The sequence below is a fragment of the Pseudomonas sp. genome, from assembly GCF_049301935.1.
Taxonomy (GTDB): Bacteria; Pseudomonadota; Gammaproteobacteria; order Pseudomonadales; family Pseudomonadaceae; genus Aquipseudomonas.
Genome location: NZ_JBAQLP010000101.1, coordinates 13,166 through 37,476, shown reverse-complemented (window position 1 = coordinate 37,476; position 24,311 = coordinate 13,166). Strand labels below are relative to the sequence as shown.

Annotated in this window: 21 protein-coding genes; 11 read left to right on the top strand and 10 right to left on the bottom strand. The window is 61.0% G+C overall.

What is annotated here, in order from left to right:
- The 8 genes from sdhA to brnQ form a co-directional block, all read left to right on the top strand.
- The coding region (gene sdhA, locus WA145_RS13690) for a succinate dehydrogenase flavoprotein subunit (protein ID WP_422582104.1) at positions 1-1,676 on the top strand (1,676 nt) is incomplete at its 5' end.
- A gap of 26 nt (positions 1,677-1,702) precedes the next feature.
- Entirely contained in the window at positions 1,703-2,410 is a 708-nt protein-coding gene (locus WA145_RS13685) for a succinate dehydrogenase iron-sulfur subunit (RefSeq protein WP_422582108.1), read from the top strand.
- A 247-nt stretch (positions 2,411-2,657) separates the two neighbouring features.
- On the top strand, positions 2,658-5,489 hold the full coding sequence (locus WA145_RS13680) for a 2-oxoglutarate dehydrogenase E1 component (RefSeq protein ID WP_422582103.1): 2,832 nt from the start codon (positions 2,658-2,660) through the stop codon (positions 5,487-5,489).
- A gap of 69 nt (positions 5,490-5,558) precedes the next feature.
- Positions 5,559-6,785 (top strand): 2-oxoglutarate dehydrogenase complex dihydrolipoyllysine-residue succinyltransferase, encoded by a 1,227-nt coding sequence (odhB, locus tag WA145_RS13675; RefSeq protein WP_422582102.1) that lies wholly within the window; start codon positions 5,559-5,561, stop codon positions 6,783-6,785.
- Between the two features lie 66 nt (positions 6,786-6,851).
- Complete coding sequence (lpdA, locus tag WA145_RS13670) at positions 6,852-8,288, top strand: dihydrolipoyl dehydrogenase (protein ID WP_422582101.1); 1,437 nt, start codon at positions 6,852-6,854, stop codon at positions 8,286-8,288.
- 208 nt (positions 8,289-8,496) lie between these two features.
- A complete protein-coding gene (gene sucC, locus WA145_RS13665; protein WP_090253289.1) occupies positions 8,497-9,663 on the top strand; it encodes an ADP-forming succinate--CoA ligase subunit beta in 1,167 nt (388 codons plus the stop codon).
- Positions 9,663-10,550 carry a succinate--CoA ligase subunit alpha gene (gene sucD / locus WA145_RS13660; protein WP_090242057.1) on the top strand — a complete coding sequence of 296 codons (888 nt, stop codon included), beginning with the start codon at positions 9,663-9,665 and terminating at the stop codon, positions 10,548-10,550. The genes sucC and sucD overlap by 1 nt, the downstream gene beginning before the upstream one ends.
- Before the next feature lie 295 nt (positions 10,551-10,845).
- On the top strand, positions 10,846-12,159 hold the full coding sequence (gene brnQ / locus WA145_RS13655) for a branched-chain amino acid transport system II carrier protein (protein ID WP_422582100.1): 1,314 nt from the start codon (positions 10,846-10,848) through the stop codon (positions 12,157-12,159).
- A gap of 340 nt (positions 12,160-12,499) precedes the next feature.
- Here brnQ and rnt read toward each other — a convergent pair whose 3' ends face one another.
- Positions 12,500-13,174: a ribonuclease T gene (rnt, locus tag WA145_RS13650; protein WP_422582099.1), complete on the bottom strand. Its 675-nt coding sequence runs from the start codon at positions 13,172-13,174 to the stop codon at positions 12,500-12,502.
- Complete coding sequence (pyrC, locus tag WA145_RS13645) at positions 13,171-14,217, bottom strand: dihydroorotase (protein WP_422582098.1); 1,047 nt, start codon at positions 14,215-14,217, stop codon at positions 13,171-13,173. Before pyrC ends, rnt begins: the two co-directional genes overlap by 4 nt.
- Before the next feature lie 204 nt (positions 14,218-14,421).
- Here pyrC and WA145_RS13640 point away from each other — a divergent pair, with 204 nt between their 5' ends.
- The 3 genes from WA145_RS13640 (at position 14,422) to gloA (ending at position 17,318) form a co-directional block, all read left to right on the top strand.
- Complete coding sequence (locus WA145_RS13640) at positions 14,422-15,357, top strand: flagellar protein MotY (RefSeq protein ID WP_422582097.1); 936 nt, start codon at positions 14,422-14,424, stop codon at positions 15,355-15,357.
- Positions 15,358-15,557: 200 nt separating this feature from the next.
- The gene (locus tag WA145_RS13635; protein WP_422582096.1) at positions 15,558-16,775 is read left to right on the top strand and encodes an argininosuccinate synthase; all 1,218 of its coding nucleotides are present in this window, start codon (positions 15,558-15,560) and stop codon (positions 16,773-16,775) included.
- Positions 16,776-16,925: 150 nt separating this feature from the next.
- Complete coding sequence (gene gloA / locus WA145_RS13630; RefSeq protein WP_422582095.1) at positions 16,926-17,318, top strand: lactoylglutathione lyase; 393 nt, start codon at positions 16,926-16,928, stop codon at positions 17,316-17,318.
- A 71-nt stretch (positions 17,319-17,389) separates the two neighbouring features.
- On the opposite strand, the gene WA145_RS13625 is transcribed toward gloA, so the two are convergent.
- The 8 genes from WA145_RS13625 to rsxA all read right to left on the bottom strand — a co-directional run bounded on the left by WA145_RS13625 (position 17,390) and on the right by rsxA (position 24,275).
- A complete protein-coding gene (locus WA145_RS13625) occupies positions 17,390-17,569 on the bottom strand; it encodes a PA3496 family putative envelope integrity protein (RefSeq protein ID WP_325509290.1) in 180 nt (59 codons plus the stop codon).
- A gap of 107 nt (positions 17,570-17,676) precedes the next feature.
- Positions 17,677-18,315 (bottom strand): endonuclease III, encoded by a 639-nt coding sequence (gene nth, locus WA145_RS13620; RefSeq protein WP_422582094.1) that lies wholly within the window; start codon positions 18,313-18,315, stop codon positions 17,677-17,679.
- Positions 18,312-19,025: an electron transport complex subunit E gene (locus tag WA145_RS13615; RefSeq protein ID WP_422582093.1), complete on the bottom strand. Its 714-nt coding sequence runs from the start codon at positions 19,023-19,025 to the stop codon at positions 18,312-18,314. The genes nth and WA145_RS13615 overlap by 4 nt, the downstream gene beginning before the upstream one ends.
- Positions 19,018-19,632, bottom strand: coding sequence for an electron transport complex subunit RsxG (rsxG, locus tag WA145_RS13610; RefSeq protein ID WP_422582107.1), 615 nt, complete (start codon positions 19,630-19,632; stop codon positions 19,018-19,020). Before rsxG ends, WA145_RS13615 begins: the two co-directional genes overlap by 8 nt.
- 29 nt (positions 19,633-19,661) lie before the next feature.
- Entirely contained in the window at positions 19,662-20,693 is a 1,032-nt protein-coding gene (locus WA145_RS13605; protein WP_422582092.1) for an RnfABCDGE type electron transport complex subunit D, read from the bottom strand.
- A 140-nt stretch (positions 20,694-20,833) separates the two neighbouring features.
- Complete coding sequence (gene rsxC, locus WA145_RS13600; protein ID WP_422582091.1) at positions 20,834-23,122, bottom strand: electron transport complex subunit RsxC; 2,289 nt, start codon at positions 23,120-23,122, stop codon at positions 20,834-20,836.
- The gene (gene rsxB / locus WA145_RS13595; RefSeq protein WP_422582090.1) at positions 23,119-23,694 is read right to left on the bottom strand and encodes an electron transport complex subunit RsxB; all 576 of its coding nucleotides are present in this window, start codon (positions 23,692-23,694) and stop codon (positions 23,119-23,121) included. The genes rsxC and rsxB overlap by 4 nt, the downstream gene beginning before the upstream one ends.
- A complete protein-coding gene (rsxA, locus tag WA145_RS13590; protein ID WP_422582089.1) occupies positions 23,691-24,275 on the bottom strand; it encodes an electron transport complex subunit RsxA in 585 nt (194 codons plus the stop codon). Before rsxA ends, rsxB begins: the two co-directional genes overlap by 4 nt.
- Positions 24,276-24,311 lie beyond the last annotated feature (36 nt).

Below are 24,311 nucleotides of genomic sequence, written 5' to 3'. Positions count from 1 at the left end.
AGACCGCTGTGGTCACCAAGGTCTTCCCGACCCGCTCGCACACCGTATCCGCCCAGGGCGGTATCACCTGCGCCATCGCTTCGGCCGATCCGAACGACGATTGGCGCTGGCACATGTACGACACCGTCAAGGGCTCCGACTATATCGGTGACCAGGACGCCATTGAGTACATGTGTTCCGTAGGCCCAGAAGCTGTATTTGAATTGGAACACATGGGTCTGCCGTTCTCCCGTACCGAGCAGGGCCGCATCTATCAGCGTCCGTTCGGCGGCCAGTCCAAAGGCCCGAACAACCCGACTCAGGCAGCGCGTACCTGCGCGGCGGCTGACCGTACCGGTCACGCCCTGCTGCACACCCTGTATCAGGCCAACCTCAAGGCAGGCACCTCGTTCCTTAACGAGTGGTACGCAGTCGATCTGGTGAAGAACCAGGATGGCGCCATTGTCGGTGTGATTGCCATCTGCATCGAAAACGGTGAGACCGTTTATATCCGCTCCAAAGCCGTGGTTCTGGCCACTGGTGGTGCCGGTCGCATCTATGCCTCCACCACCAACGCCCTGATCAACACCGGCGACGGCGTGGGCATGGCCCTGCGTGCAGGCGTGCCGGTGCAGGACATCGAGATGTGGCAGTTCCACCCGACCGGTATTGCCGGCGCCGGTGTACTGGTTACTGAAGGTTGCCGCGGTGAAGGTGGTTACCTGATCAACGCCCATGGCGAGCGTTTTATGGAGCGTTATGCGCCAAACGCCAAGGACCTTGCAGGTCGTGACGTAGTAGCGCGCTCGATGGTTAAAGAAGTACTCGCCGGCAACGGCTGTGGCCCGGACAAGGATCACGTACTGCTCAAGCTCGATCACCTCGGCGAAGAAGTGCTGCACAGCCGCCTGCCAGGCATCTGCGAGCTGTCGAAGACCTTCGCCCACGTTGACCCGGTCGTCGCACCGGTTCCAGTGATTCCGACCTGCCACTATATGATGGGCGGCGTGCCGACCAACATTCATGGCCAGGCCATCACCCAGGATGCCAACGGCAACGACAAGATCATCGAAGGCCTGTTCGCCGTGGGCGAAGTGGCCTGCGTATCGGTACACGGCGCTAACCGTCTGGGTGGCAACTCGCTGCTCGATCTGGTGGTGTTCGGCCGTGCCGCCGGTATTCACCTGGAAAAAGCGCTGAAAGAAGGCGTGGAAGTCCGTGGTGCCAGCGAAACCGACATCGAGCAGTCGCTGGGGCGTCTGGCGGGCGTCAACGAACGCACCACCGGCGAAGATGTCGCGCCGCTGCGTAAAGAGCTGCAAAACTGCATGCAAAACTACTTCGGTGTGTTCCGCACCGGCGAGTACATGCAGAAGGGCATCGCCCAACTGGCCGACCTGCGTGAGCGGATCGCGACTGTCAAGATCGCGGACAAGAGCCAGGCATTCAACACTGCGCGTATCGAAGCATTGGAGCTGCAAAACCTTCTCGAAGTGGCGGAAGCCACCGCGATCGCTGCCGAGGTTCGTAAAGAATCCCGTGGTGCTCACGCTCGTGAAGACTTCGAAGAACGTGACGACGAAAACTGGCTCTGCCATTCCCTGTACATGCCAGGTGAAAAGCGCGTGAGCAAGCGTTCGGTCAACTTCTCGCCGAAGACAGTTCCAGCGTTTGAACCCAAGGTCCGGACTTATTAAGGGTGCCTGATATGTCGCAAGCCAATCTGTTGCAAGTAAGCGTTTATCGTTACAACCCGGAAAAAGATGCTGCACCATTTATGCAGGATTTCCAGGTCGACACCGGCGGCAAGGACATCATGGTTCTTGACGTACTGGCGCTGATCAAGGAACAGGACGAGGGTTTCTCCTATCGTCGCTCCTGCCGTGAGGGCGTGTGCGGTTCCGATGGCATGAACATCAACGGCAAAAATGGCCTGGCCTGTATCACGCCGATCTCGGCGGCTGGCCTCAAAGGCGGCAAGCTGGTGATTCGCCCGCTGCCTGGCCTGCCGGTCATCCGTGACCTGGCTGTTGATATGAGCATCTTCTACAAGCAATACGAGAAGGTGCAGCCCTACCTGCAGAACGACACGCCGGCTCCGGCCATTGAGCGTCTGCAGTCGCCGGAAGAGCGTGAGAAGCTGGACGGTCTGTACGAGTGCATCCTGTGCGCGTGCTGCTCGACCAGCTGCCCGTCGTTCTGGTGGAACCCAGACAAGTTCCTCGGCCCAGCTGCGCTGCTGCAGGCTTATCGTTTCCTGGCGGACAGCCGTGATACCCAGACCGAACAGCGTCTGGCGTCGCTGGATGATCCGTTCAGCGTGTTCCGTTGCCGCGGCATCATGAACTGCGTGAACGTTTGCCCCAAGGGTCTCAACCCGACCAAGGCAATCGGCCACGTACGCAACATGTTGCTGCAAAGCGGTACTTGATTCACGGTTGTTTGCTAGACCCGTAACACCTGCGGCGCTGCTTTCAACCCAGCGCCGTAGTTTTAGCCAGGGCTGCTGCTCACAAAGCGGTGGTCCTTAATTTGAAAAATATGACGACCAGCAGGGGCATCCGGGCTGGTGCCCGGACTATCTGCGGGATCCGTAGTGGCTTACCAGTCGCTGCTTCAGGACTGACAGCCATGCGGTTTCTTCGCCGGTGGTGTCCCCTTACCGAGGGTGACCAAGCATGCAAGAAAGCGTGATGCAGCGCATGTGGGACAGTGCCCACCTATCCGGTGGTAACGCTGCCTATGTGGAAGAGCTCTATGAGCTTTACCTGCACGATCCCAACGCTGTGCCAGAAGAGTGGCGCACTTACTTCCAGAAGTTGCCGACTGACGGCAGCGCCGCCACAGACGTATCGCACTCAACGATTCGCGATCATTTCGTGTTGCTCGCTAAAAATCAGCGTCGCGCCCAACCGGTGTCCGCTGGTAGCGTCAGCAGTGAGCACGAGAAGAAGCAAGTCGAAGTGCTACGCCTGATTCAGGCTTATCGCATGCGCGGCCATCAGGCTGCCCAGCTCGATCCGCTTGGCCTCTGGAAGCGTCCCGTCCCGGCTGATCTGGCAATCAATCACTATGGCCTGACCGATGCTGACCTGGACACCACCTTCCGTACCGGTGGACTGTTTATCGGCAAGGAAGAGGCTACTCTGCGCGAAATTCGCGATGCGTTGCAGCAGACATATTGCCGCACCATCGGTGCCGAGTTCACCCATATCGTCGATTCCGAGCAGCGCAGCTGGTTCCAGCAGCGGCTGGAAAGCGTGCGTGGTCGTCCACAATTCTCGGTTGAGGTGCAGAGCCACCTGCTCGAGCGCCTGACCGCCGCTGAAGGTCTGGAAAAGTACCTGGGCACCAAGTACCCGGGCACCAAGCGTTTCGGTCTGGAAGGTGGCGAGAGCCTGATTCCGCTGCTCGATGAGCTGATCCAACGCTCCGGTTCCTACGGCACCAAGGAAATCGTCATCGGCATGGCCCACCGTGGCCGTCTCAACGTACTGGTCAACACCTTCGGCAAGAACCCGCGTGATCTGTTCGACGAGTTCGAAGGCAAGAAAACCGAAGGCCTGTCCTCCGGTGACGTGAAATACCACCAGGGTTTTTCCTCCAACGTGATGACCGCTGGCGGCGAAGTACACTTGGCGATGGCGTTCAACCCCTCCCACCTGGAGATCGTTTCGCCGGTGGTTGAAGGTTCGGTACGCGCCCGTCAGGACCGTCGCAACGACGCCATTGGCGAGAAAGTGCTGCCGGTTTCCCTGCACGGTGACGCGGCATTCGCCGGTCAGGGTGTGGTCATGGAAACCTTCCAGATGTCGCAGACTCGCGGCTTCAAGACGGGCGGCACCATCCATATCGTGATCAACAACCAGGTCGGCTTCACCATCAGCAACCCGCTGGACTCGCGTTCCACTGAGTACTGCACCGATGTGGCGAAGATGATTCAGGCGCCGATCCTGCACGTTAACGGCGATGATCCGGAAGCGGTGCTGTTCGTCACCCAGCTGGCTGTCGATTACCGCATGCAATACAAGCGTGACGTGGTCATCGACCTGGTCTGCTACCGCCGTCGCGGCCACAACGAGGCCGACGAGCCGAGCGGCACTCAGCCGATCATGTATCAGCAGATCACCAAGCAGCGCACCACCCGCGAGCTGTATGCCGAAGCCCTGACCGCTGCCGCGCGTCAGTCGGCGGATGAGGTGCAGGCCAAGATCGACGAGTACCGTACCGCGCTGGATAACGGTCAGCATGTGGTCAAGAGTCTGGTCAAGGAGCCGAACAAGGAACTGTTCGTCGACTGGCGTCCGTACCTGGGCCATGCCTGGACCGCGCGTCACGATACGCGTTTCGAGCTGAAAACCCTGCAGGAACTGTCCAACAAGCTGCTGGAGATTCCAGAAGGCTTCGTGGTGCAGCGCCAGGTCGCGAAAATCCTCGAAGACCGCCAGAAGATGGGTGCCGGTGCGCTGCCGATCAACTGGGGTTATGCCGAAACCATGGCCTACGCCACCCTGCTGTTCGAAGGTCATCCGATCCGCATGACCGGTCAGGACATCGGTCGCGGCACCTTCTCGCATCGCCATGCTGCGCTGCACAACCAGAAGGATGCCGGTACCTACCTGCCGTTGCAGAACCTCTACGCCGGTCAGCCAAAGTTCGACCTGTACGACTCCTTCCTCTCGGAAGAAGCCGTGCTGGCCTTCGAATACGGCTACGCCACCACCCAGCCGAATGCGCTGGTGATCTGGGAAGCCCAGTTCGGCGACTTCGCCAACGGCGCCCAGGTGGTGTTCGACCAGTTCATCTCCAGTGGTGAGCACAAGTGGGGCCGCCTCTGTGGTCTGACCATGCTGCTGCCGCACGGTTATGAAGGGCAGGGGCCTGAGCACAGCTCGGCGCGTCTGGAGCGTTATCTGCAGCTGTGCGCCGAGCACAACATGCAGGTGGCGGTACCGACCACCCCGGCGCAGATCTACCACTTGCTGCGTCGTCAGGTGATTCGCCCGCTGCGCAAGCCCTTGGTCGTATTGACGCCCAAATCGCTGCTGCGCCACAAATTGGCCATCTCGACCCTGGAAGATCTGGCCGAAGGCTCGTTCCAGACCGTGATTCCAGAGATCGATGCAATCGATCCGAAGAAAGTCGAGCGTCTGATCCTGTGCAGCGGCAAGGTTTACTACGACTTGCTGGAGAAGCGCCGCAACGAAGGCCGCGAAGATATCGCCATCGTGCGTATCGAGCAGCTCTATCCGTTCCCGGAAGATGATCTGGCCGAGGCAATTGCTCCGTACAAGCACCTCAAACACATCGTCTGGTGTCAGGAAGAGCCGATGAACCAGGGCGCCTGGTACTGCAGCCAGCATCACATGCGTCGCGTGGCGACAGCGCACAAGAAAGCGCTGTTCCTCGAGTACGCCGGTCGTGATGCGTCTGCCGCACCGGCCTGTGGTTATGCATCGATGCACGCCGAACAGCAGGAAAAACTCCTGCAAGACGCCTTTACTGTTTAACGCCTTCGCGCAACAGGCGGCCAACTGGGCCGCCTGCTAGAAGAAACCGAATTTAAGGAACCACACACAATGGCTATCGAGATCAAAGCCCCTACTTTCCCGGAATCGGTTGCCGACGGCACCGTGGCCACGTGGCACAAGAAACCGGGCGATGCGGTCAAGCGCGACGAGCTGATCGTCGACATTGAAACCGACAAAGTAGTGATCGAAGTGCTGGCCGAGGCCGATGGTGTCCTCGCGCAAATCATCAAGAATGAAGGCGACACCGTTCTGTCCAACGAACTACTCGGCACCCTGGGCGAGGGCGGTGCTGCTGCCACTGCCCCGGCTGCCGTCGCAGCTGCTCCGGCCGTTGCTGCCCAGGCTGCCGCACCGGCTGCTGGCGACGATGCCATCCTGTCGCCTGCTGCACGCAAGATCGCCGAAGAGAACGGTCTTGACGCCAACAGCATTGCTGGCACCGGCAAAGGCGGTCGCGTCACCAAGGAAGACGTGGTGGCTGCCGTTGAAGCGAAGAAGAACGCGCCGGCTGCTGCGCCTGCCGTCAAGCCAGCCGCACCGGCTGCTGCCGCCCCGGTATTCGCCACCGGCGACCGTACCGAGAAGCGTGTGCCGATGACCCGTCTGCGCGCCAAGATCGCCGAGCGTCTGGTCGAAGCCCAGTCCTCCATGGCCATGCTGACCACCTTCAACGAAGTCGATATGACCGAAGTCATGGCGCTGCGCTCGAAGTACAAGGACCTGTTCGAGAAGAGCCACAACGGCGTGCGCCTGGGCTTTATGTCGTTCTTCGTCAAGGCCGCCACCGAAGCGCTGAAGCGCTTCCCGGCCGTCAACGCCTCGATCGACGGTACCGACATCGTTTACCACGGCTACGCCGACGTCGGTGTTGCCGTGTCCAGCGACCGTGGCCTGGTCGTACCGGTGCTGCGTAACGCCGAGCTGATGAGCCTGGCTGAAATCGAGAACGGCATCGCCACCTTTGGCAAGAAGGCCAAAGACGGCAAGCTGTCGATCGAAGAAATGACCGGCGGCACCTTCACCATCACTAACGGTGGTACCTTCGGTTCGATGATGTCGACGCCGATCGTCAACCCACCGCAAGCCGCGATTCTGGGTATGCACAACATCATCCAGCGCCCGATGGCTGTGAATGGTCAGGTGGTTATCCGCCCAATGATGTACTTGGCGTTGTCCTACGACCACCGCCTGATTGATGGTAAGGAAGCCGTGACCTTCCTGGTGACCATCAAGAACTTGCTGGAAGACCCGGCGCGTCTGCTGCTGGACATCTAAAAGCCAGTTTCTCCCACGGCGGCTCTGTAACCAGGGCCGTCCGGTTTATTCGAGAAGGAATACGTTATGACCCAGAAATTCGACGTGGTAGTCATCGGTGCCGGCCCTGGTGGCTATGTAGCGGCCATTAAAGCAGCGCAGCTCGGTTTGAAGACTGCCTGCATCGAGAAGTACCAGGATAAAGAAGGCAAAGTTGCCCTCGGTGGTACCTGCCTGAACGTCGGCTGCATTCCGTCCAAGGCGCTGCTGGACAGCTCCTGGAAATACTATGAAGCGAAAGATCACTTCGCTATCCACGGTATCGAAGCCAAGGGCGTGACCATCGACGTGCCAGCGATGATCGGTCGTAAGGCCAATATCGTGAAAAACCTCACCGGCGGCGTTGCCACCTTGTTCAAGGCCAATGGCGTGACCCTGCTCGAAGGTCACGGCAAGCTCCTGGCAAACAAGCAGGTTGAAGTCACCGGTTCCGACGGCAAGACGCAGATCGTCGAAGCCGAGAACGTGATTCTGGCCTCCGGCTCCAAGCCGATCGACATCCCGCCAGCTCCGGTTGATCAGGACGTGATCGTCGATTCCACCGGCGCCCTGGAATTCCATAGCGTACCGAAGAAGCTCGGCGTGATCGGCGCTGGCGTCATCGGCCTGGAACTGGGTTCGGTGTGGGCGCGTCTGGGTGCTGAAGTCACCGTGCTGGAAGCCCTGGACAAGTTCCTCCCGGCTGCCGATGAGCAGATCGCCAAGGAAGCGCTGAAGACCTTCACCAAGCAAGGCCTGAAAATCCGTCTGGGCGCTCGCGTCACCGGTTCGGACGTGAAGAAGAAGCAGGTTACCGTCAACTTCACCGACGCCGAAGGCGAGCAGAAGATCGTATTCGACAAGCTGATCGTTGCAGTCGGCCGTCGTCCGGTGACCACCGACCTGCTGGCGGCCGACAGCGGCGTCGACATGGACGAGCGTGGTTTCATCTTCGTTGACGACCAGTGCGCCACCAGCGTACCGGGCGTTTACGCCATTGGTGACGTGGTACGCGGCGCGATGCTGGCGCACAAGGCCTCGGAAGAGGGCATCATGGTTGCCGAGCGCATCGCCGGCCACAAAGCCCAGATGAACTACGACCTGATCCCGTCGGTTATCTACACCCACCCGGAAATCGCCTGGGTCGGCAAGACCGAGCAGCAGCTGAAGACCGAAGGCGTGGCCGTTAACGTCGGCACCTTCCCGTTCGCTGCCAGCGGTCGCGCCATGGCGGCCAACGACACCGGCGGTATGGTTAAAGTGATCGCCGATGCCACTACCGACCGCGTTCTGGGTGTACACGTAATTGGCCCAAGCGCTGCCGAACTGGTGCAGCAGGGTGCAATCGGTATGGAATTCGGCACCAGCGCCGAGGATCTGGGGATGATGGTGTTCTCCCACCCGACCCTGTCCGAGGCGCTGCACGAAGCTGCTCTGGCAGTGAATGGCCATGCCATCCACATCGCCAACCGTAAAAAGCGTTAAAACGTTGTTTGTTTGAGCGGATGCCTGCACCGGCGTTGTGTGTCGGTGAGGGTGTAGTTCAACAGGAAGAACCACGGTCGACTGCCCGCGTAGCGCTCAGGCTCTGCGCGGAACGTCAGCCGGATTGCTGCAGAAGCAGTCACAGGTGGTGCGGCATCACAAGTGCAGCACCGTATGCGCAATACCTAAACGAAGACGGTAGACAAGCATGAATCTCCACGAGTATCAGGGTAAGCAGCTGTTCGCTGAATACGGCCTGCCCGTATCCAAGGGCTTCGCGGTAGACACCCCGGAAGAAGCCGCAGCAGCCTGCGAAAAAATCGGTGGCACTGAGTGGGTCGTCAAGGCTCAAGTCCACGCTGGTGGCCGCGGTAAAGCGGGCGGCGTGAAACTGGTGAAGAACAAGGAAGACGCCAAGGCGTTCGCCGCCAACTGGCTGGGCAAGCGTCTGGTGACTTACCAGACCGACGCCAACGGTCAGCCAGTGACCAAGATCCTGGTCGAGTCCTGCACCGATATCGCCAAGGAACTGTACCTGGGCGCGGTCGTTGACCGTTCCAGCCGTCGCATCGTGTTTATGGCCTCCACCGAAGGTGGCGTGGACATCGAGAAAGTGGCGCACGACACCCCTGAGAAGATCCTCAAGGCGACCATCGACCCGCTGGTCGGCGCTCAGCCGTTCCAGGGCCGCGAGCTGGCATTCCAGCTGGGCCTGGAAGGTGATCAGATCAAGCAGTTCACTCAGATCTTCGTTGGCCTGGCCAAACTGTTCCAGGACTATGACCTGGCGCTGCTGGAAGTGAACCCGCTGGTAATCAAGGCTGACGGCAACCTGCATTGCCTCGACGCCAAGATCAACATCGACAGCAATGCCATGTACCGTCAGCCGAAGCTGCGCGCCATGCACGATCCGTCCCAGGACGATCCGCGTGAAGCACACGCTGCCAAGTTCGAACTGAACTATGTCGCACTGGAAGGCAACATCGGTTGCATGGTCAATGGTGCTGGTCTGGCCATGGGCACCATGGACATCGTCAACCTGCACGGCGGCAAGCCAGCCAACTTCCTCGACGTAGGTGGCGGCGCAACCAAAGAGCGCGTGACCGAAGCCTTCAAGATCATCCTGTCCGACAGCAACGTGGCTGCCGTACTGGTGAACATCTTCGGCGGTATCGTTCGTTGCGACATGATTGCCGAAGGCATCATCGGCGCAGTGAAAGAAGTCGGCGTGAAAATCCCGGTTGTCGTCCGTCTGGAAGGCAACAACGCTGAGCTGGGCGCTAAAGTCCTGGCAGAAAGCGGCCTGAACATCATCGCGGCAACCAGCCTGACCGACGCTGCTCAGCAAGTCGTCAAAGCTGCGGAGGGCAAGTAATGAGCGTCCTGATCAATAAAGACACCAAAGTTATCTGCCAGGGCTTCACCGGCTCGCAGGGTACTTTCCACTCCGAACAAGCCATCGCTTACGGCACCAAGATGGTTGGCGGCGTGACCCCAGGTAAAGGCGGCACCACTCACCTGAATCTGCCGGTGTTCAACACCGTGCGTGAAGCAGTTGAGCAGACTGGCGCCACCGCCAGCGTGATCTACGTTCCGGCTCCGTTCTGCAAGGACTCGATCCTTGAAGCGGCCATGGGCGGCATCAAGCTGATCGTTTGCATCACCGAAGGCATCGCGACCATCGACATGCTCGAAGCCAAGGTCAAGTGTGACGAGCTGGGCGTGGTCCTGATCGGCCCTAACTGCCCAGGCGTGATCACTCCGGGCGAGTGCAAAATCGGCATCATGCCGGGCCACATCCACTTGCCAGGCAAAGTAGGCATCGTGTCGCGTTCCGGCACCCTGACTTACGAAGCCGTTAAGCAGACCACTGACGCCGGTTTCGGTCAGTCCACCTGCGTTGGCATCGGTGGTGACCCGATCCCAGGTTCCAACTTCATCGACATCCTCAAGCTGTTCCAGGAAGACCCGAAGACCGAAGCGATCGTGATGATCGGTGAGATCGGCGGTTCGGCTGAAGAAGAAGCGGCTGCCTACATCAAGGCCAACGTGACCAAGCCAGTGGTGTCCTACATCGCCGGTGTAACCGCTCCGGCGGGCAAGCGTATGGGCCACGCCGGCGCAATCATCTCCGGCGGCAAGGGTACTGCAGACGAGAAGTTCGCAGCCCTGCAGGACGCCGGTGTGAAAACCGTGCGTTCCCTGGCTGACATCGGTAAGGCCCTGGCCGAGCTGACTGGTTGGGAAGTGAAAAAAGCCTAAGGCTTTTTGACCTGAGAAAAGGCCACCTTCGGGTGGCTTTTTTATTGTGGCTGGGGATGAACTGTTGCCGATGCGACAGCTTTTTTCACCAGTCCGACAGCCTGACCTGTGTCAGTGCCGTTGGCATGCCAATTTCGTTAGGCTTGCAACTATTAGCGCCTGCTCCGCCATAAGCGGCTCGGGGTGCTGCAGTGGCCCTGCTTAACCGGCGGGGTGAGGTTTCCCTGATCCATCGGGAAACCCTCGGTATTTTCGGTTTTCAACTTCCAACTTTCTGCCTGTGGTATTCCCTTCTATGACTCGTTTGCAAGGCTCGGATCTCCTGGCCCTCGGCTTTATGACCTTTGCGCTGTTCCTGGGCGCCGGCAACATCATCTTTCCGCCGAGCGCCGGCATGGCAGCGGGTGAGAATATCGGCCTGGCGGCGTTGGGCTTTCTGCTCACGGGCGTCGGTTTGCCGCTGCTGACCATCGTGGCCCTGGCGCGCGTGGGTGGTGGCATGGCGCTGCTCACCGCGCCGTTGGGCAAGCGCGCCGGCGTGTTGTTTGCGGTCGCGGTATACCTGGCCATCGGCCCGCTGTTTGCCACGCCGCGCACTGCGGTGGTGTCATTCGAGATGGGCGTTGCGCCGTTCAGCGGCAACAGCAGCACGGCGTTGCTGCTCTACACCCTGGCTTACTTTGCGGCGGTGCTGTTTCTGTCCCTTAATCCTGGGCAGCTGGTTGACCGCATCGGCAAGTACATCACCCCGGTGCTGCTGGCGGCGCTACTGGTATTAGGCGGCGCCGCACTGCTGATCCCAGCGGGGGAAATCGGCCAGGTTTCGCCTGATTACCAGAGCACGCCCTTTGTGCAGGGCTTTCTGCAAGGCTACCTGACCATGGATACCCTCGGTGCGCTGGTGTTCGGCATCGTGATTGCTACCGCGATTCGCGACCATGGCGTGACTGATGGCAAGCTGATTACCCGCTACTCGGTGATTGCCGGTCTGATCGCGGCCGTGGGCCTGTCGCTGGTCTATCTGGCGCTGTTCTACCTCGGCGCAACCAGCCAGGGGATTGCCGGTGAGGCGCAGAATGGCGTGCAGATTCTCACCGTCTATGTACAGCACACCTTCGGTACTGCCGGCAGCCTGTTATTGGCCGTGGTTATTACCCTGGCCTGCCTAACCACCGCAGTGGGCCTGCTGACTGCCTGTGGTGAGTTCTTCAGCGGCCTGCTGCCGGTTTCCTACCGCGTGGTGGTGATCACCTTCGGTCTGTTCAGCCTGCTGGTAGCCAACCAAGGGCTGACCCAGCTGATCAGCTTCTCGATTCCGGTGCTGGTCGGTCTCTACCCGCTGGCCATCGTGTTGGTGGCGTTGAGCCTGCTGGATGATCTGTGGTGTTCGCCGGCGCGGGTATTCCGCCCGGTGATGGCGGTGACCCTGGTGTTTGGGCTGGTTGATGGGATTGCCGCAGCCGGCGGCAAGGCGCTGATCCCGAGCTTCTTCAGCCAATTGCCCCTGGCGGATCAGAGTCTCGGCTGGCTATTGCCGGTGCTGCTGACCCTGATTCTGGCTATTGCGCTGGACCGTACGCTGGGCGCCGCGAAAACCGCTACGGCCTAAGCTAAGTAATAAAAGCTCCGCCTGGTCGGAGCTAACGAGAGGGTTACCGTGACACCCTGCGAAGGCTAGCCTTTCGCAGGGTGTTTTTCGGCCGGAGCCATTCAAATAGGCTCGCCTGTGCCATGGCACCTAAGCTGGCGCATATCAGCTAGACGCTAGCCACACAGCGTCTGAAACCACCGGGTTTCAGACCGCCCGCTGCGACTCTGCTCGTCGCGCGCTACATACCCGAGGCAGGCACTGGATAGATTTGAGCGAGCCGTTTCTGTCACTGGTCAGCAGGGCAACATGGGCGTGACCAGTGCTTGTAAGGCCGATGGTTAGGCGGCAGCTGCAGCGTTCAGTCGTCGAAATCCATCCAGCCGCCCATTTCCTTCCAGCGATTGACGATGCCGCAGAACAGCTCGGCAGTCTTCTCGGTGTCGTAACGGGCCGAGTGCGCTTCCTTGCCGTCGAAGTCGATGCCGGCAGCCTGGCAGGCCTTAGCCAATACGGTCTGGCCATAGGCCAGGCCGGCCAGGGTGGCGGTGTCGAAGCTGGAGAACGGGTGGAAGGGGTTGCGCTTGATACCAGTACGGTTCACCGCTGCATTGAGGAAACCCAGATCGAAGCTGCTGTTATGGCCGACCAGGATTGCCCGCTTGCAACTATTGGCTTTCAGCGATTTGCGCAGGCCGCGGAAAATTTCCGTTAGCGCGTGCTCTTCGGTAACCGCCATGCGCAGCGGGTGATCGAGTTTGATGCCGGTAAAATCCAGCGCCGCCTGTTCGATATTGGCACCGATGAAGGGCGCGACGCGGAAGAACTGGGTGTGCTCCGGGTAAAGGAAGCCGCCTTCGTCCATGCCGATGGTGGTGGCGGCGATTTCCAGCAGGGCATCGGTGGCGCAGTTGAAGCCACCGGTTTCCACGTCCACGACTACCGGCAGGTAGCCGCGAAAACGCGCGGCCATCGGGTGGCGCGGGCCGGAGTGGCTGTTGCCCTCGGCTTCGTCGTCGTACAGGTCTTCGCTCACGCTTGGCGCTCCAGCAGACGCCAGCGCAGGGTTTCACCGGCGCGCAGCGGGATAACGGTTTGCTCGCCTAGAGGCAAGCTGGCCGGTGCGGTCCAGTCTTCACGCACCAGGGTGATGCTGTCGCTGTTGCGCGGCAGGCCGTAGAAGTCCGGGCCGTTGAGGCTGGCAAAGGCTTCCAGCTGGTCCAGCGCATTGCGCTGCTCGAAGGCTTCGGCATACAGCTCGATGGCCGCATAGGCGGTGTAGCAACCGGCGCAGCCGCAGGCGGCTTCCTTGGCATGCTTGGCGTGCGGCGCCGAGTCGGTGCCGAGGAAGAACTTGGCGTTGCCGCTGGTGGCCGCATCCAGCAGGGCGTCCTGGTGGGTGTTGCGCTTGAGAATCGGCAGGCAATAGAAGTGCGGGCGAATACCGCCCACCAGCATGTGGTTGCGGTTGTACAGCAGGTGGTGGGCGGTAATGGTCGCGCCGACGTTGGCCGCAGCACTTTGCACAAACTCCACCGCATCGCGGGTGGTGATGTGCTCGAACACCACTTTCAGGGTCGGGAAACGCTCGACCACACGGGTCAGGTGTTCGTCGATAAAGGCCTTCTCGCGGTCATAGATATCAATTTCGGCACGGGTTACTTCACCGTGTACCAGCAGCGGCATGCCGACTTCGGCCATGGCTTCGAGTACCGGGAAAATCTTGTCGATGCTGGTTACGCCAGAATCGGAGTTGGTCGTGGCGCCGGCCGGGTAGAGCTTGGCTGCATGGACAAAGCCAGTCGCCTTGGCGGTGCGTATGTCATCAGGCAGGGTGTTGTCGGTGAGGTACAACACCATCAGCGGCTCGAAGCGGCTGCCAGCTGGGCGCGCGTTGAGAATGCGCTGACGGTAGGCATCGGCTTCGCTGGCGTTGCGCACTGGCGGCACCAGGTTGGGCATGATGATGGCGCGGGCGAAGGTGCGGGCTACATCGGCGACGGTATGCGGCAGAACGCCACCGTCGCGCAGGTGGATGTGCCAGTCGTCAGGACGCAGCAGGGTAAGGCGGTCAGTCATGGAAGCTTCCAGGCGGGCAAAACGTGACGAGAATGCTACCGGAAAAGCCCCGTGGCAGCACGTTGAAAGCAGACGCAGCGGGTAAAGTTGACTGCAGGCAGGGTTGTCTGTGGACCTGCCTGCGCTTGCGGCATAAAGCGTTGCTCAAGTTTTCCGCCCTGGCACCGATAGACAGAGGGTAAGTCGTATTCCCTGGAGTCTGTCGTGCGACCCTATCCACTCGCGGTGCTTTGCCTGCTGGCCAGCCAGCCCGTCCTCGCTATCAGCTTCCAGACCCGTCTGGAGAAAATCGAGTGGCAGATCGAAGGCGATCAGTTCGAGTGCCGTCTGTCGCAACCCATCACCGATTTTGGCTCCGGAGTGTTCGTACGCCGGGCTGGTGAGCAGGTCACCTTCAGCCTGAAAGCCCGCGAGCGCTGGCTGGGTGCCGGTAATGCAACCTTGTTGGCTGCCGCCGCGCCCTGGCAGCCGGGGCGCGGTGATATCAACCTGGGTTCGGTCAGCGTGGTGCCAGCCGAGGTGCTGTTCAACAGTTCCGAGGAGCAGGGCGCGCGCTTGCTGACCGGTTTGCTCGAAGGCCGCAGCCCCGTGGTGCGCCATCGCGCGGCGATGGGCGGTGATGCGGTTGAAGTGCGCTTGCTGCCGGCCAAATTCAACAAGGCTTACCACGAGTACCTCGATTGCACGACCAAGCTGCTGCCGGTGAATTTCGATCAGGTGCGCAAGAGCCAGGTCGGCTTTCCGGGCGGTGGGGTAGACCTTGAACCGCTGGCTCAGGCCAAGCTGGATATCATCCTGAGTTTTCTCAAGGCCGACCCCAGCGTTAACCGTATCCAGCTCGACGGGCATGCCGACAATGGCGGCAATCGCCTGACCAACCGTGACCTGTCGCGCCGTCGTGCGCTGGCGGTGATGGAGTACCTCAAGGCCAACGGCATTCCGGCTGAACAGATCACCCTGCGCTTTCATGGTGAACGCTACCCGGTGGCACCAAATAACAATGAAGCCAACCGGGCGAAGAATCGCCGGGTAACCATCCTTCTTGACCGGGTACCGGAAGCTGCAGTGCCGCCTGCCGCAGAGCCCGCAACCACTCCTGCACCGAGCAACGAACCGGCAGCGCCCGGGGCCACCTCTTAATCAGCCGTTTTGATCGCTGTTTCTGCAGTATTACCCCGCTCATCGGCTCATTTCCCCGCAACCTGCAGCGCCAGGCGGTTCGTCGGTTGTCTTACAATTATCCGTCGCTTAGTCGTCACAAGCCGTCGCGCCTCTGTAAATCAGGCGGCGCGGGCAGTAGAATCGCTGGTTTTCCCGCACAACCCCGTGGAGTTGATGACATGGCCGACGTAAACAAGGTAGTCCTGGCATATTCCGGTGGCCTGGACACCTCCGTGATCCTCAAGTGGCTGCAAGACACCTATAACTGCGAAGTGGTGACCTTCACCGCCGACCTCGGCCAGGGCGAAGAAGTCGAGCCGGCACGCGCCAAGGCCAAGGCCATGGGCGTCAAGGAAATCTACATCGACGACCTGCGCGAAGAATTCGTCCGCGACTTCGTCTACCCGATGTTCCGCGCCAATACCGTCTATGAAGGCGAGTACCTGCTGGGTACCTCCATTGCCCGTCCGCTGATCGCCAAGCGCCTGATCGAGATCGCCAACGAGACCGGTGCCGATGCCATCTCCCACGGCGCCACCGGCAAGGGCAACGATCAGGTGCGTTTCGAACTGGGTGCTTACGCCCTCAAGCCCGGCGTAAAAGTCATCGCCCCGTGGCGCGAGTGGGACCTGCTGTCGCGCGAGAAGCTGATGGACTACGCCGCCAAGCACGAAATCCCGATCGAGCGTCACGGCAAGAAGAAGTCGCCGTACTCCATGGACGCCAACCTGCTGCACATCTCCTATGAAGGCGGCGTGCTGGAAGACACCTGGACCGAGCACGAAGAAGACATGTGGAAATGGACTGTCTCCCCCGAGGCAGCGCCAGATGCACCGACCTATATCGAGCTGACATACCGCAAGGGCGACATCGTTGCCATCGACGGCAAGGACATGACCCCAGCCACCGTGCTGGCTGAACTGAACCGCATCGGCGGCGAGAACGGCATCGGCCGTTTGGATATCGTCGAAAACCGTTTTGTCGGCATGAAGTCCCGTGGCTGCTACGAGACTCCCGGCGGCACCATCATGCTCAAGGGCCACCGCGCCATTGAGTCGATCACCCTGGACCGCGAAGTCGCTCACCTGAAAGACGAGCTGATGCCCAAATACGCCAGCCTGATCTACAACGGTTTCTGGTGGAGCCCGGAGCGACTGATGCTGCAACAGATGATCGACGCCTCCCAGGCCAACGTGAACGGCGTGGTGCGCATGAAGCTGTACAAGGGCAACGTGATCATCACCGGTCGCAAGTCAGATGACTCGCTGTTCGACGCCAATATCGCCACTTTCGAAGAAGATGGCGGCGCCTACAACCAGGCGGACGCCGGCGGCTTTATCAAGCTCAATGCCCTGCGCATGCGCATCGCCGCGGGCAAAGGGCGCAAGATGCTCTAAGGCTGTTGTAGGCGCGAGGGGCGCGGAGTCCTTGCTCGCGAAGCGATCGCGGGCAAGCTCGCTCCTACAGGCGAAGCTCACAGCCCCGGCCATAAGCCGGGGTTTGCATTTATAAGCCCACAAAGCCGGGCAATGATGAGGAGACACCTGATGAGACTGCTGCACACCATGCTGCGCGTCGGCGATATGGATAAATCCATCGCGTTCTACACTGAAGTGCTGGGCATGACCCTGCTACGCCGCAAAGACTACCCAGAAGGGCAGTTCACCCTGGCATTCGTTGGTTACGGCGATGAGGCGCACAACAGCGTAATCGAACTGACCCATAACTGGGGTGTAGAGAGCTACGAACTGGGCACTGGCTATGGCCATATCGCTCTGGAAGTGGCCGATGTGTACAAGGCCTGCGACGACATTCGTGCCCGCGGCGGCAAGATCACCCGCGAGCCAGGGCCGATGAAGCACGGCACCAGCATCCTGGCCTTCGTTGAGGATCCCGACGGCTACAAAATCGAGCTGTTGTCGCCTTCACGCGCCGATTAAGGCCCGCTGCGGCTGCTGAGCAACAAAAAAAGCCCCGCAGTGTAGCGGGGCTTTTTTTGTTGGCAACAACGTTAAAGGTCGAAGTCGTATTCGGCCAATTGCTTGTGCAGGCGGCGCTCTTCGAGGAAGTTATCGATGATGCGTCGTTTGGTCAGATTGGTTTTGGCCACCTCTACCGGTGCTTCTGCATCCTCGGCCTCTTCTGCAACAAAGTCTTCATCGAGCTCAAGATCTTCTTTCGCGGTGCTCATCTGTTTCACTCCAGGCTACCAGGGCCATTTGCGCACCTTATAGCGGCAAAACCTGGGCGGGTAAAAAAGATTTTTTCAATCAGCTTGTCGAGCAGCTGAATAGCGGCTCAATCGTCGGAGGTTTTCTGTTTGTATTCGCACAGGTCTTCGATGCGGCAGCTACCGCAGCGCGGCTTACGCGCCTGGCATACGTAGCGACCATGCAGGATCAGCCAGTGGTGTGAGTCGAGGAGAAATTCCTTGGGCACGAATTTCATTAGCTTTTTTTCCACCTCCAGCACGTTCTTGCCGGGGGCGATTCCAGTGCGGTTGCTGACGCGGAAAATATGCGTGTCCACCGCCATGGCCAGCTGGCGAAACGCGGTGTTGAGCACCACGTTGGCGGTCTTGCGACCGACCCCGGGCAGGGCTTCGAGGTCTTCGCGGTTATCCGGTACCTGGCTGCCATGCTTCTCGATAAGAATGCGGCAGGCTTCGATGACGTTCTTTGCCTTGCTGTTGTACAGGCCGATGGTCTTGATGTACTCGGATAGCCCCTCGACGCCCAGGGCGTAGATCGCCTCCGGGGTGTTGGCCACCGGGAACAGCTTGGCGGTGGCCTTGTTGACGCTGACGTCGGTGGCCTGGGCGGACAGGGTGACCGCTACCAGCAGTTCGAACGGCGAACTGTAGGCCAGTTCGGTCTTCGGCTCGGGGTTGTCTTCATGCAGGCGGCGGAAGATCTCGTAGCGTTTGGCGGCGTTCACTCGATCACTCCGGTCACCCGCACGCGGCGGCTTTGCACCGGGGTATCGACCTGTTGCGCCTTGGCGCGCTCGGCCAGCACCTCATCCACGCGGTTTTTGCAGGCGATCAGCAGGCCCAGCACGATAAAGGCACCCGGTGGCAGGATGGCCAGCAGGAAGCCTTTGTACTCGGGAATCAGCGTCAGCTGCCAGTTGGCGGCGATGGGGCCGAACAGCAGGTGCATATTGGCAAACACTGCGCCGGTACCGAACAGTTCGCGCAGGGCGCCGATCATCACCAGCACCACGCCGAAGCCCAGGCCCATCATCAGTCCGTCATAGGCGGCGCGGGCGGGATCGTTCTTCGCGGCAAAGCCATCGGCGCGGCCGAGGATCACGCAGTTGGTGGTGATCAGCGGGATAAAGATGCCGAGAATCTGGTACAGCTCGTAGGTGAAGGCCTGCATCAGCAGTTCTATGCAGGTGGTCAGGGCGGCGATGATCATTACAAAGGCCGGCAGCCGTACAGCGGTGTTGACCACGCCGCGCACCAGAGACACCGCAGTGTTGGAACAGATCAGCACCACGGCGCTGGCCAACGCCAGGCCGAGGGCGTTGACCGCCGAGTTGCTCACCCCCAGCAGCGGGCAGAGGCCGAGCAGCTGCACCAGCGCCGGGTTGTTCTTCCACAGGCCGTTAAGGGTGATTTCGCGGTAGCTGGGACTAGCCATTGGACTTCACCTGGGCTGCGAACAGTTGCTTTTGATTGGCATCGAAATACTGCAGGGCCTTATGCACGGCCTTGACCACAGCGCGCGGGGTGATGGTGGCGCCGGCAAACTGGTCGAACTCACCGCGATCTTTCTTCACCGCCCAGCCATCCTCTCGGGGATTGCTCAATGACTTGCCCTCGAAGCTGCGAATCCAGGCGCTTTTGGCCAGCTCGATCTTGTCGCCCAGGCCGGGGGTTTCCCGGTGGCCGAGCACACGCACGCCGGCCAGGCGACCATCGGCCTGAATGCCGATCAACAGGTGGATCGCGCCGCTGTAGCCGTCCGGTGCGGTGGCGCGCAGGATCACCGCGCTGGGCTGGCCGTCTTTCAGGGCGATATAGGCGGTCTGCGGCGACTTGCTGCCGAGCAGCGGGTCGTGCAGCTGGATGCTGTTATCCAGCAGGTGATTGTCGTAGCTGCCCTCGGGCAGGATCTCGCTCAGGGCGCGCACCTGGGCTTCGCGCTCGGCGTTGGCGATGCGCTCGGCGGTGGCTTGCTGCAGCACGGCCACCAGACCCACGGTGACAATGGCGAACAGTCCGAGAACCAGGCTGTTTTTCAGCATTGAGCGGCTAATTTCAGGCAGGGCCACGGTCACTCTCCCAACTTGAAGCCGCGTGTCGGCTTGCGGTGGCCGTAGGTGCGCGGCCGCGTGTAGTAGTCGATGGTTGGGGCTGCCAGGTTCATCAGCAGCACGGCGAACGCCACGCCATCCGGGTAGCCGCCCCAGGCGCGGATCACATAGACCAGCACGCCAACGCCTATGCCGAAAATCAGTCGGCCGAGGTTGCTGGTGGCGCCGCTGACCGGGTCAGTGACGATAAAGAAGGCGCCGAGCATGGTCGCGCCCGTCAGCAGATGAAACAGTGGCGAACCATGGGAGTCTGAGCCCGAACCGTTCCAGAACAGCAGGCTCATCACGGCCAGGGCGGCGAGCATGCCCACTGGTGCATGCCAGGTGAACAGGCGCTTGTGCAGCAGGTACAGACCACCGGCGAGGAAGGCCAGGTTGACCGCCTCGGTGGCGGCGCCGCCGAGGTAGCCGAAGGCTGGGTTCTGCGCCCACAGCTCGTCGACAGTCAGGCTCTTATTGATCTTTAGTGCGTCCAGCGCGGTGGCCTGGGCCCAGCCGTCTGGCAGGTTGGCGAGGCCGAGAATCTGTTGCAGGCCTTCGAGCAGACCGACCGTATGGGGGGCTGGCCAGCTGGTCATCTCCACCGGGAAGGAAATCAGTACCACCACATAGCCGAGCATGGCCGGGTTGAAGGGGTTCTGTCCGAGGCCGCCATACAGCTGCTTGCCGAACAGCACGGCAAAGCCGGTGGCCACCAGGGTCAGCCACCAGGGCGAGTAGGGTGGCAGTGCCAGGGCCAGCAGTACGGCGGTGACCAGCACGCTGTAGTCCTTGAGGAAGAACGCCACCGGGCGTTGGCGTAGCGCCAGGATGGCCGCTTCAACACCCAGGGCGCAGACGCTGGCCCACAGCAGGTTGATCAAAGTGCCGGCGCCGAACAGCCAGGTCAGGGCCAGGATGCCCGGCACCGTAGCCAGCAGCACCTGCAGCATCACTTGCTGGGTGCGATTGCTGCCCTTGGCGTGGGGCGATGTGATACGGGGCAGGGCCATTGGCGCTCCGGTTGAACAAGCTGTTGTAGGGTGGGTTAGCCGCGTAGCGGCGTTACCCACCAACTGGCTGTCAGGCCAGCGGTTATGGCAGTCAGGCTGCCTTCGGTGGGTTACGCCTGTGGCTAACCCACCCTACGAATTTACGGGTTCTGGTGCTCCGCCAGTTGCTGCTCGGCATCTGCCAGGCGTTGACGTGCAGTCGCCAGTGCCTCGGTTGCACTGCTGTCATCACGCTCCAGCTTGCGCAGATCGGCGCGGGCAAAGGCCACTTCGGTTTTCAAGGCGCGGGTGGTTTCGTCGATTGGCGTCTTGTCGGTGCGCACCAACTCTGGCGCGGGCTTGCCCGAGGCATCCTCAGCCTGATGCAGCGCCTGCTCGGCCGCCGCTAATGCCTCGCGCAAGCTGCCAAGCGTGACTTCATCGCTGCCGGCCTTTTCGGCCTTCTTCAGTTCGGCGCGTTTCATCGCCAGTTCGATCTTGGCTTTTTTCAGCGGATCGAGAGCCTCTGCTTCAGGCGCTTTGGCGGCAGCGGCCGGTGCCTGGGCTTCCAGGCTGGCCAGCAGTTTCTCGGCGGCTTCCAGCTGGCTGCGCAGCTGCTGCAATTCGCTTTGCTGCTCGTCGCTGGGAGCTTCGAGCTTCTCCAGCTTGCGCACCTGGGCGCGGAGCATGGCGGCGTCGATTTTGGCCTTTTTAAATGCGCCATCGTCGGCAACTGGGGCAGCAGCCGGGGCAGGCGGATTGGCGGCCATGACACTGTCGAGCGCCTGCTGAGCGGCGGCAGCTGCACTGCGTAGCTCGTCAACCTGGGCCTGCAGCTCGGGGCTGGCGTGGGTGGTCAGCTGCTTTTCGGCCTTTTTCAGGGCGACCTGGGCCATGCTGGCTTCGATCTTGAGCTTCTTCTGCTCATCACTCAGGCCGGCCGGTTTGGCCGCTGCTGCATCGCCGCTGGCGGCGGGTGCGGCCTTAGCCTGAGCCGCCTTGGCTTGCGCCGCTTTGGCCGCGCGGGCCTGGCGCTCTGCTTCCTTCTGTTCTTCGGCGCGGCGCAGGCGTTCCTGACGCAACTCGAAGCGCTGCTTGGACTGCTCGGCCTTGAGCTGCTTCTGTTCCAGGTCGCGAATCTCGCCTTTGGCGGCTCGGTAGTACTGCACCAGGGGGATGCTCGACGGGCAGACGTAGGCGCAGGCGCCGCATTCGATGCAGTCGAACAGGTTATGCGCCTTGAGCTGTTCGTGTTCCTGGCCGATGGCGAAGAAGTGCAGCTGCTGCGGCAGCAGGCTGGCCGGGCAGGCTTCGGCGCATTCACCACAGCGAATACACGGCATGGCCGGTGGCGGCGGTGGCAACTCGGCAGTGGTCGAGGCCAGCAGGCAGTTGGTGGTCTTGATCACGGGCACGGCGAAGTCGGGCAGGGTAAAGCCCATCATCGGCCCGCCCATGATCAGGCGATTGAGCTTGCCTTGATCGAGACCGGCAAACTCCAGCAATTCACCCGCCGGGGTGCCGAGCAGCACCTCGACGTTCATCGGTCGAGCCAGGGCTTCACCGGTGAGGGTGGTGATGCGCGAAATCAGCGGTTTGCCGTGGATCACCGCGTCATGAATGGCCACGCAGGTGCCGACGTTCTGGCAGAGCATGCCGATATCCGCCGGCAGGCCACCGCTGGGCACTTCCACGCCGGTGAGGATCTGGATCAGCTGCTTCTCGCCACCGGAGGGGTACTTGGTGGGAAATACCTTGAGCTGATAGCTGCGCTCGGCCAGCGCGCTGCGCACGGCGGTGATGGCTTCGGGTTTATTGTCTTCGATGCCGATCAGCACCTGATCCGGTTGGATCAGCTGCACCAGAATGTCGATGCCACTGATCAGCTCACTGGCGCGTTCGCGCATCAGCAGATCGTCAGCGCTGATGTAAGGCTCGCACTCGGTACCGTTGATGATCAGCGTGTGGATTTTCTGTGTCGGCCGCGCGTTGAGTTTGACTGCCGTGGGAAAGCCTGCGCCGCCGAGACCGCTAATGCCGGCCTGGCGAATCAGCTCCAGCAGGGCGCTGTTTTCCAGCTGGCGATAGTCGGCGCAGGGCGTCAGTTCGATCCACTCATCCAGCCCGTCGCTGTCGATCACGATGGCCGGGGCGAGCATGCCGGAGACATGCGGGTAAGGCTGCGGGCCGATAAAACTCACGGTGCCGGAGGTCGGCGCATGCACCGGTACGCTGACAAAACCCGTGGCAGCGGCGATCAGTTGGCCTTTGCGTACGCGCTCACCCACGGTGACCACAGGTTCTGCGGGCGCGCCGATATGCTGGTTAAGCGGCAGCGTCAGACGCTTGGGCAGCGGCGCCGGCTGGATCGGCGTGCGGTTGGACAGCTCCTTGCGCTCGGCCGGGTGAATACCGCCCGGGATATCCCAGATACGTTCCTGCGCGCTCATGCCGCCTGCTCCCGGTCACTGGCAATCAGTTGGCCGGGGGCCAGGGGTTTTTCCCATTTCCAGCTTTGTACCGTACTGCCGACTTCGAGCATATCGATGCAGTCCACCGGGCAGGGCTCGACGCACAGGTCACAGCCGGTGCACTCGCTGACGATCACCGTGTGCATCTGCTTGGCCGCGCCGACGATGGCGTCCACCGGGCAGGCCTGGATGCACTTGGTGCAGCCGATGCATTCGGCTTCGCGGATATAGGCGACCATCTGTGGCTTTTCGCCTTCCACGGCGTCCAGCGGCTCGGCTTCAACGTCGAGCAGGTCGGCCAGGGCCTGGATGGTCGCCTCGCCGCCGGGCGGGCATTTGTTGATCTTGTCGCCGTCGGCAATCGCCTCGGCGTAGGGCTTGCAACCCGGATAACCACACTGGCCGCATTGGGTTTGCGGCAGCAGGGCATTGATCTGTTCGGCAATCGGGTTGCCTTCGACCTTGAAGCGCACGGCGGCGAAACCGAGGATGGCGCCGGCCAGCAGGCATAGGGCGAGTAGCGCCAGTACGGCGATCAGCACCAGGCTCATAGCTTGATCAGCCCGGTAAAGCCCATAAACGCCAGGGACATCAGCCCGGCGGTGATCATGCCGATGGCTGCGCCCTGGAAGGACTTCGGCACGTCGGCAATCGCAATGCGCTCACGCATGGCGGCGAACAGCACCAGGACCAGGGAGAAACCGAGGCCGGCGGCAAAGCCGTTGGCGGTGGCGCTGATAAAGGTGAATTCGGCTTTATTGGCGTTGAGCAGGGCCACGCCCAGAACGATGCAGTTGGTGGTGATCAGCGGCAGAAAGATGCCCAGTACGCGGTACAACAGCGGACTGGTCTTGTTCACCACCATTTCGGTGAACTGCACCACCACGGCAATCACCAGAATAAAGCTGATGGTGCGCAGGTATTCGAGATCCAGCGGCTTCAACACATACTGCTGCACCAGGTAGCTGCACATGGCGGCCAGGGTCAGCACGAAGGTGGTGGCCAGGGACAGGCCGATGGCTGTCTCGATCTTCTTCGAGACGCCCATAAAGGGACATAGGCCAAGGAACTGGACCAACACGAAGTTGTTGACCAGGATGGCGCTGACCATGATCAAGGCGAGTTCGGTCATTGCGGGTTCCATTGATGGACGGGCAAAGGCCGCAGG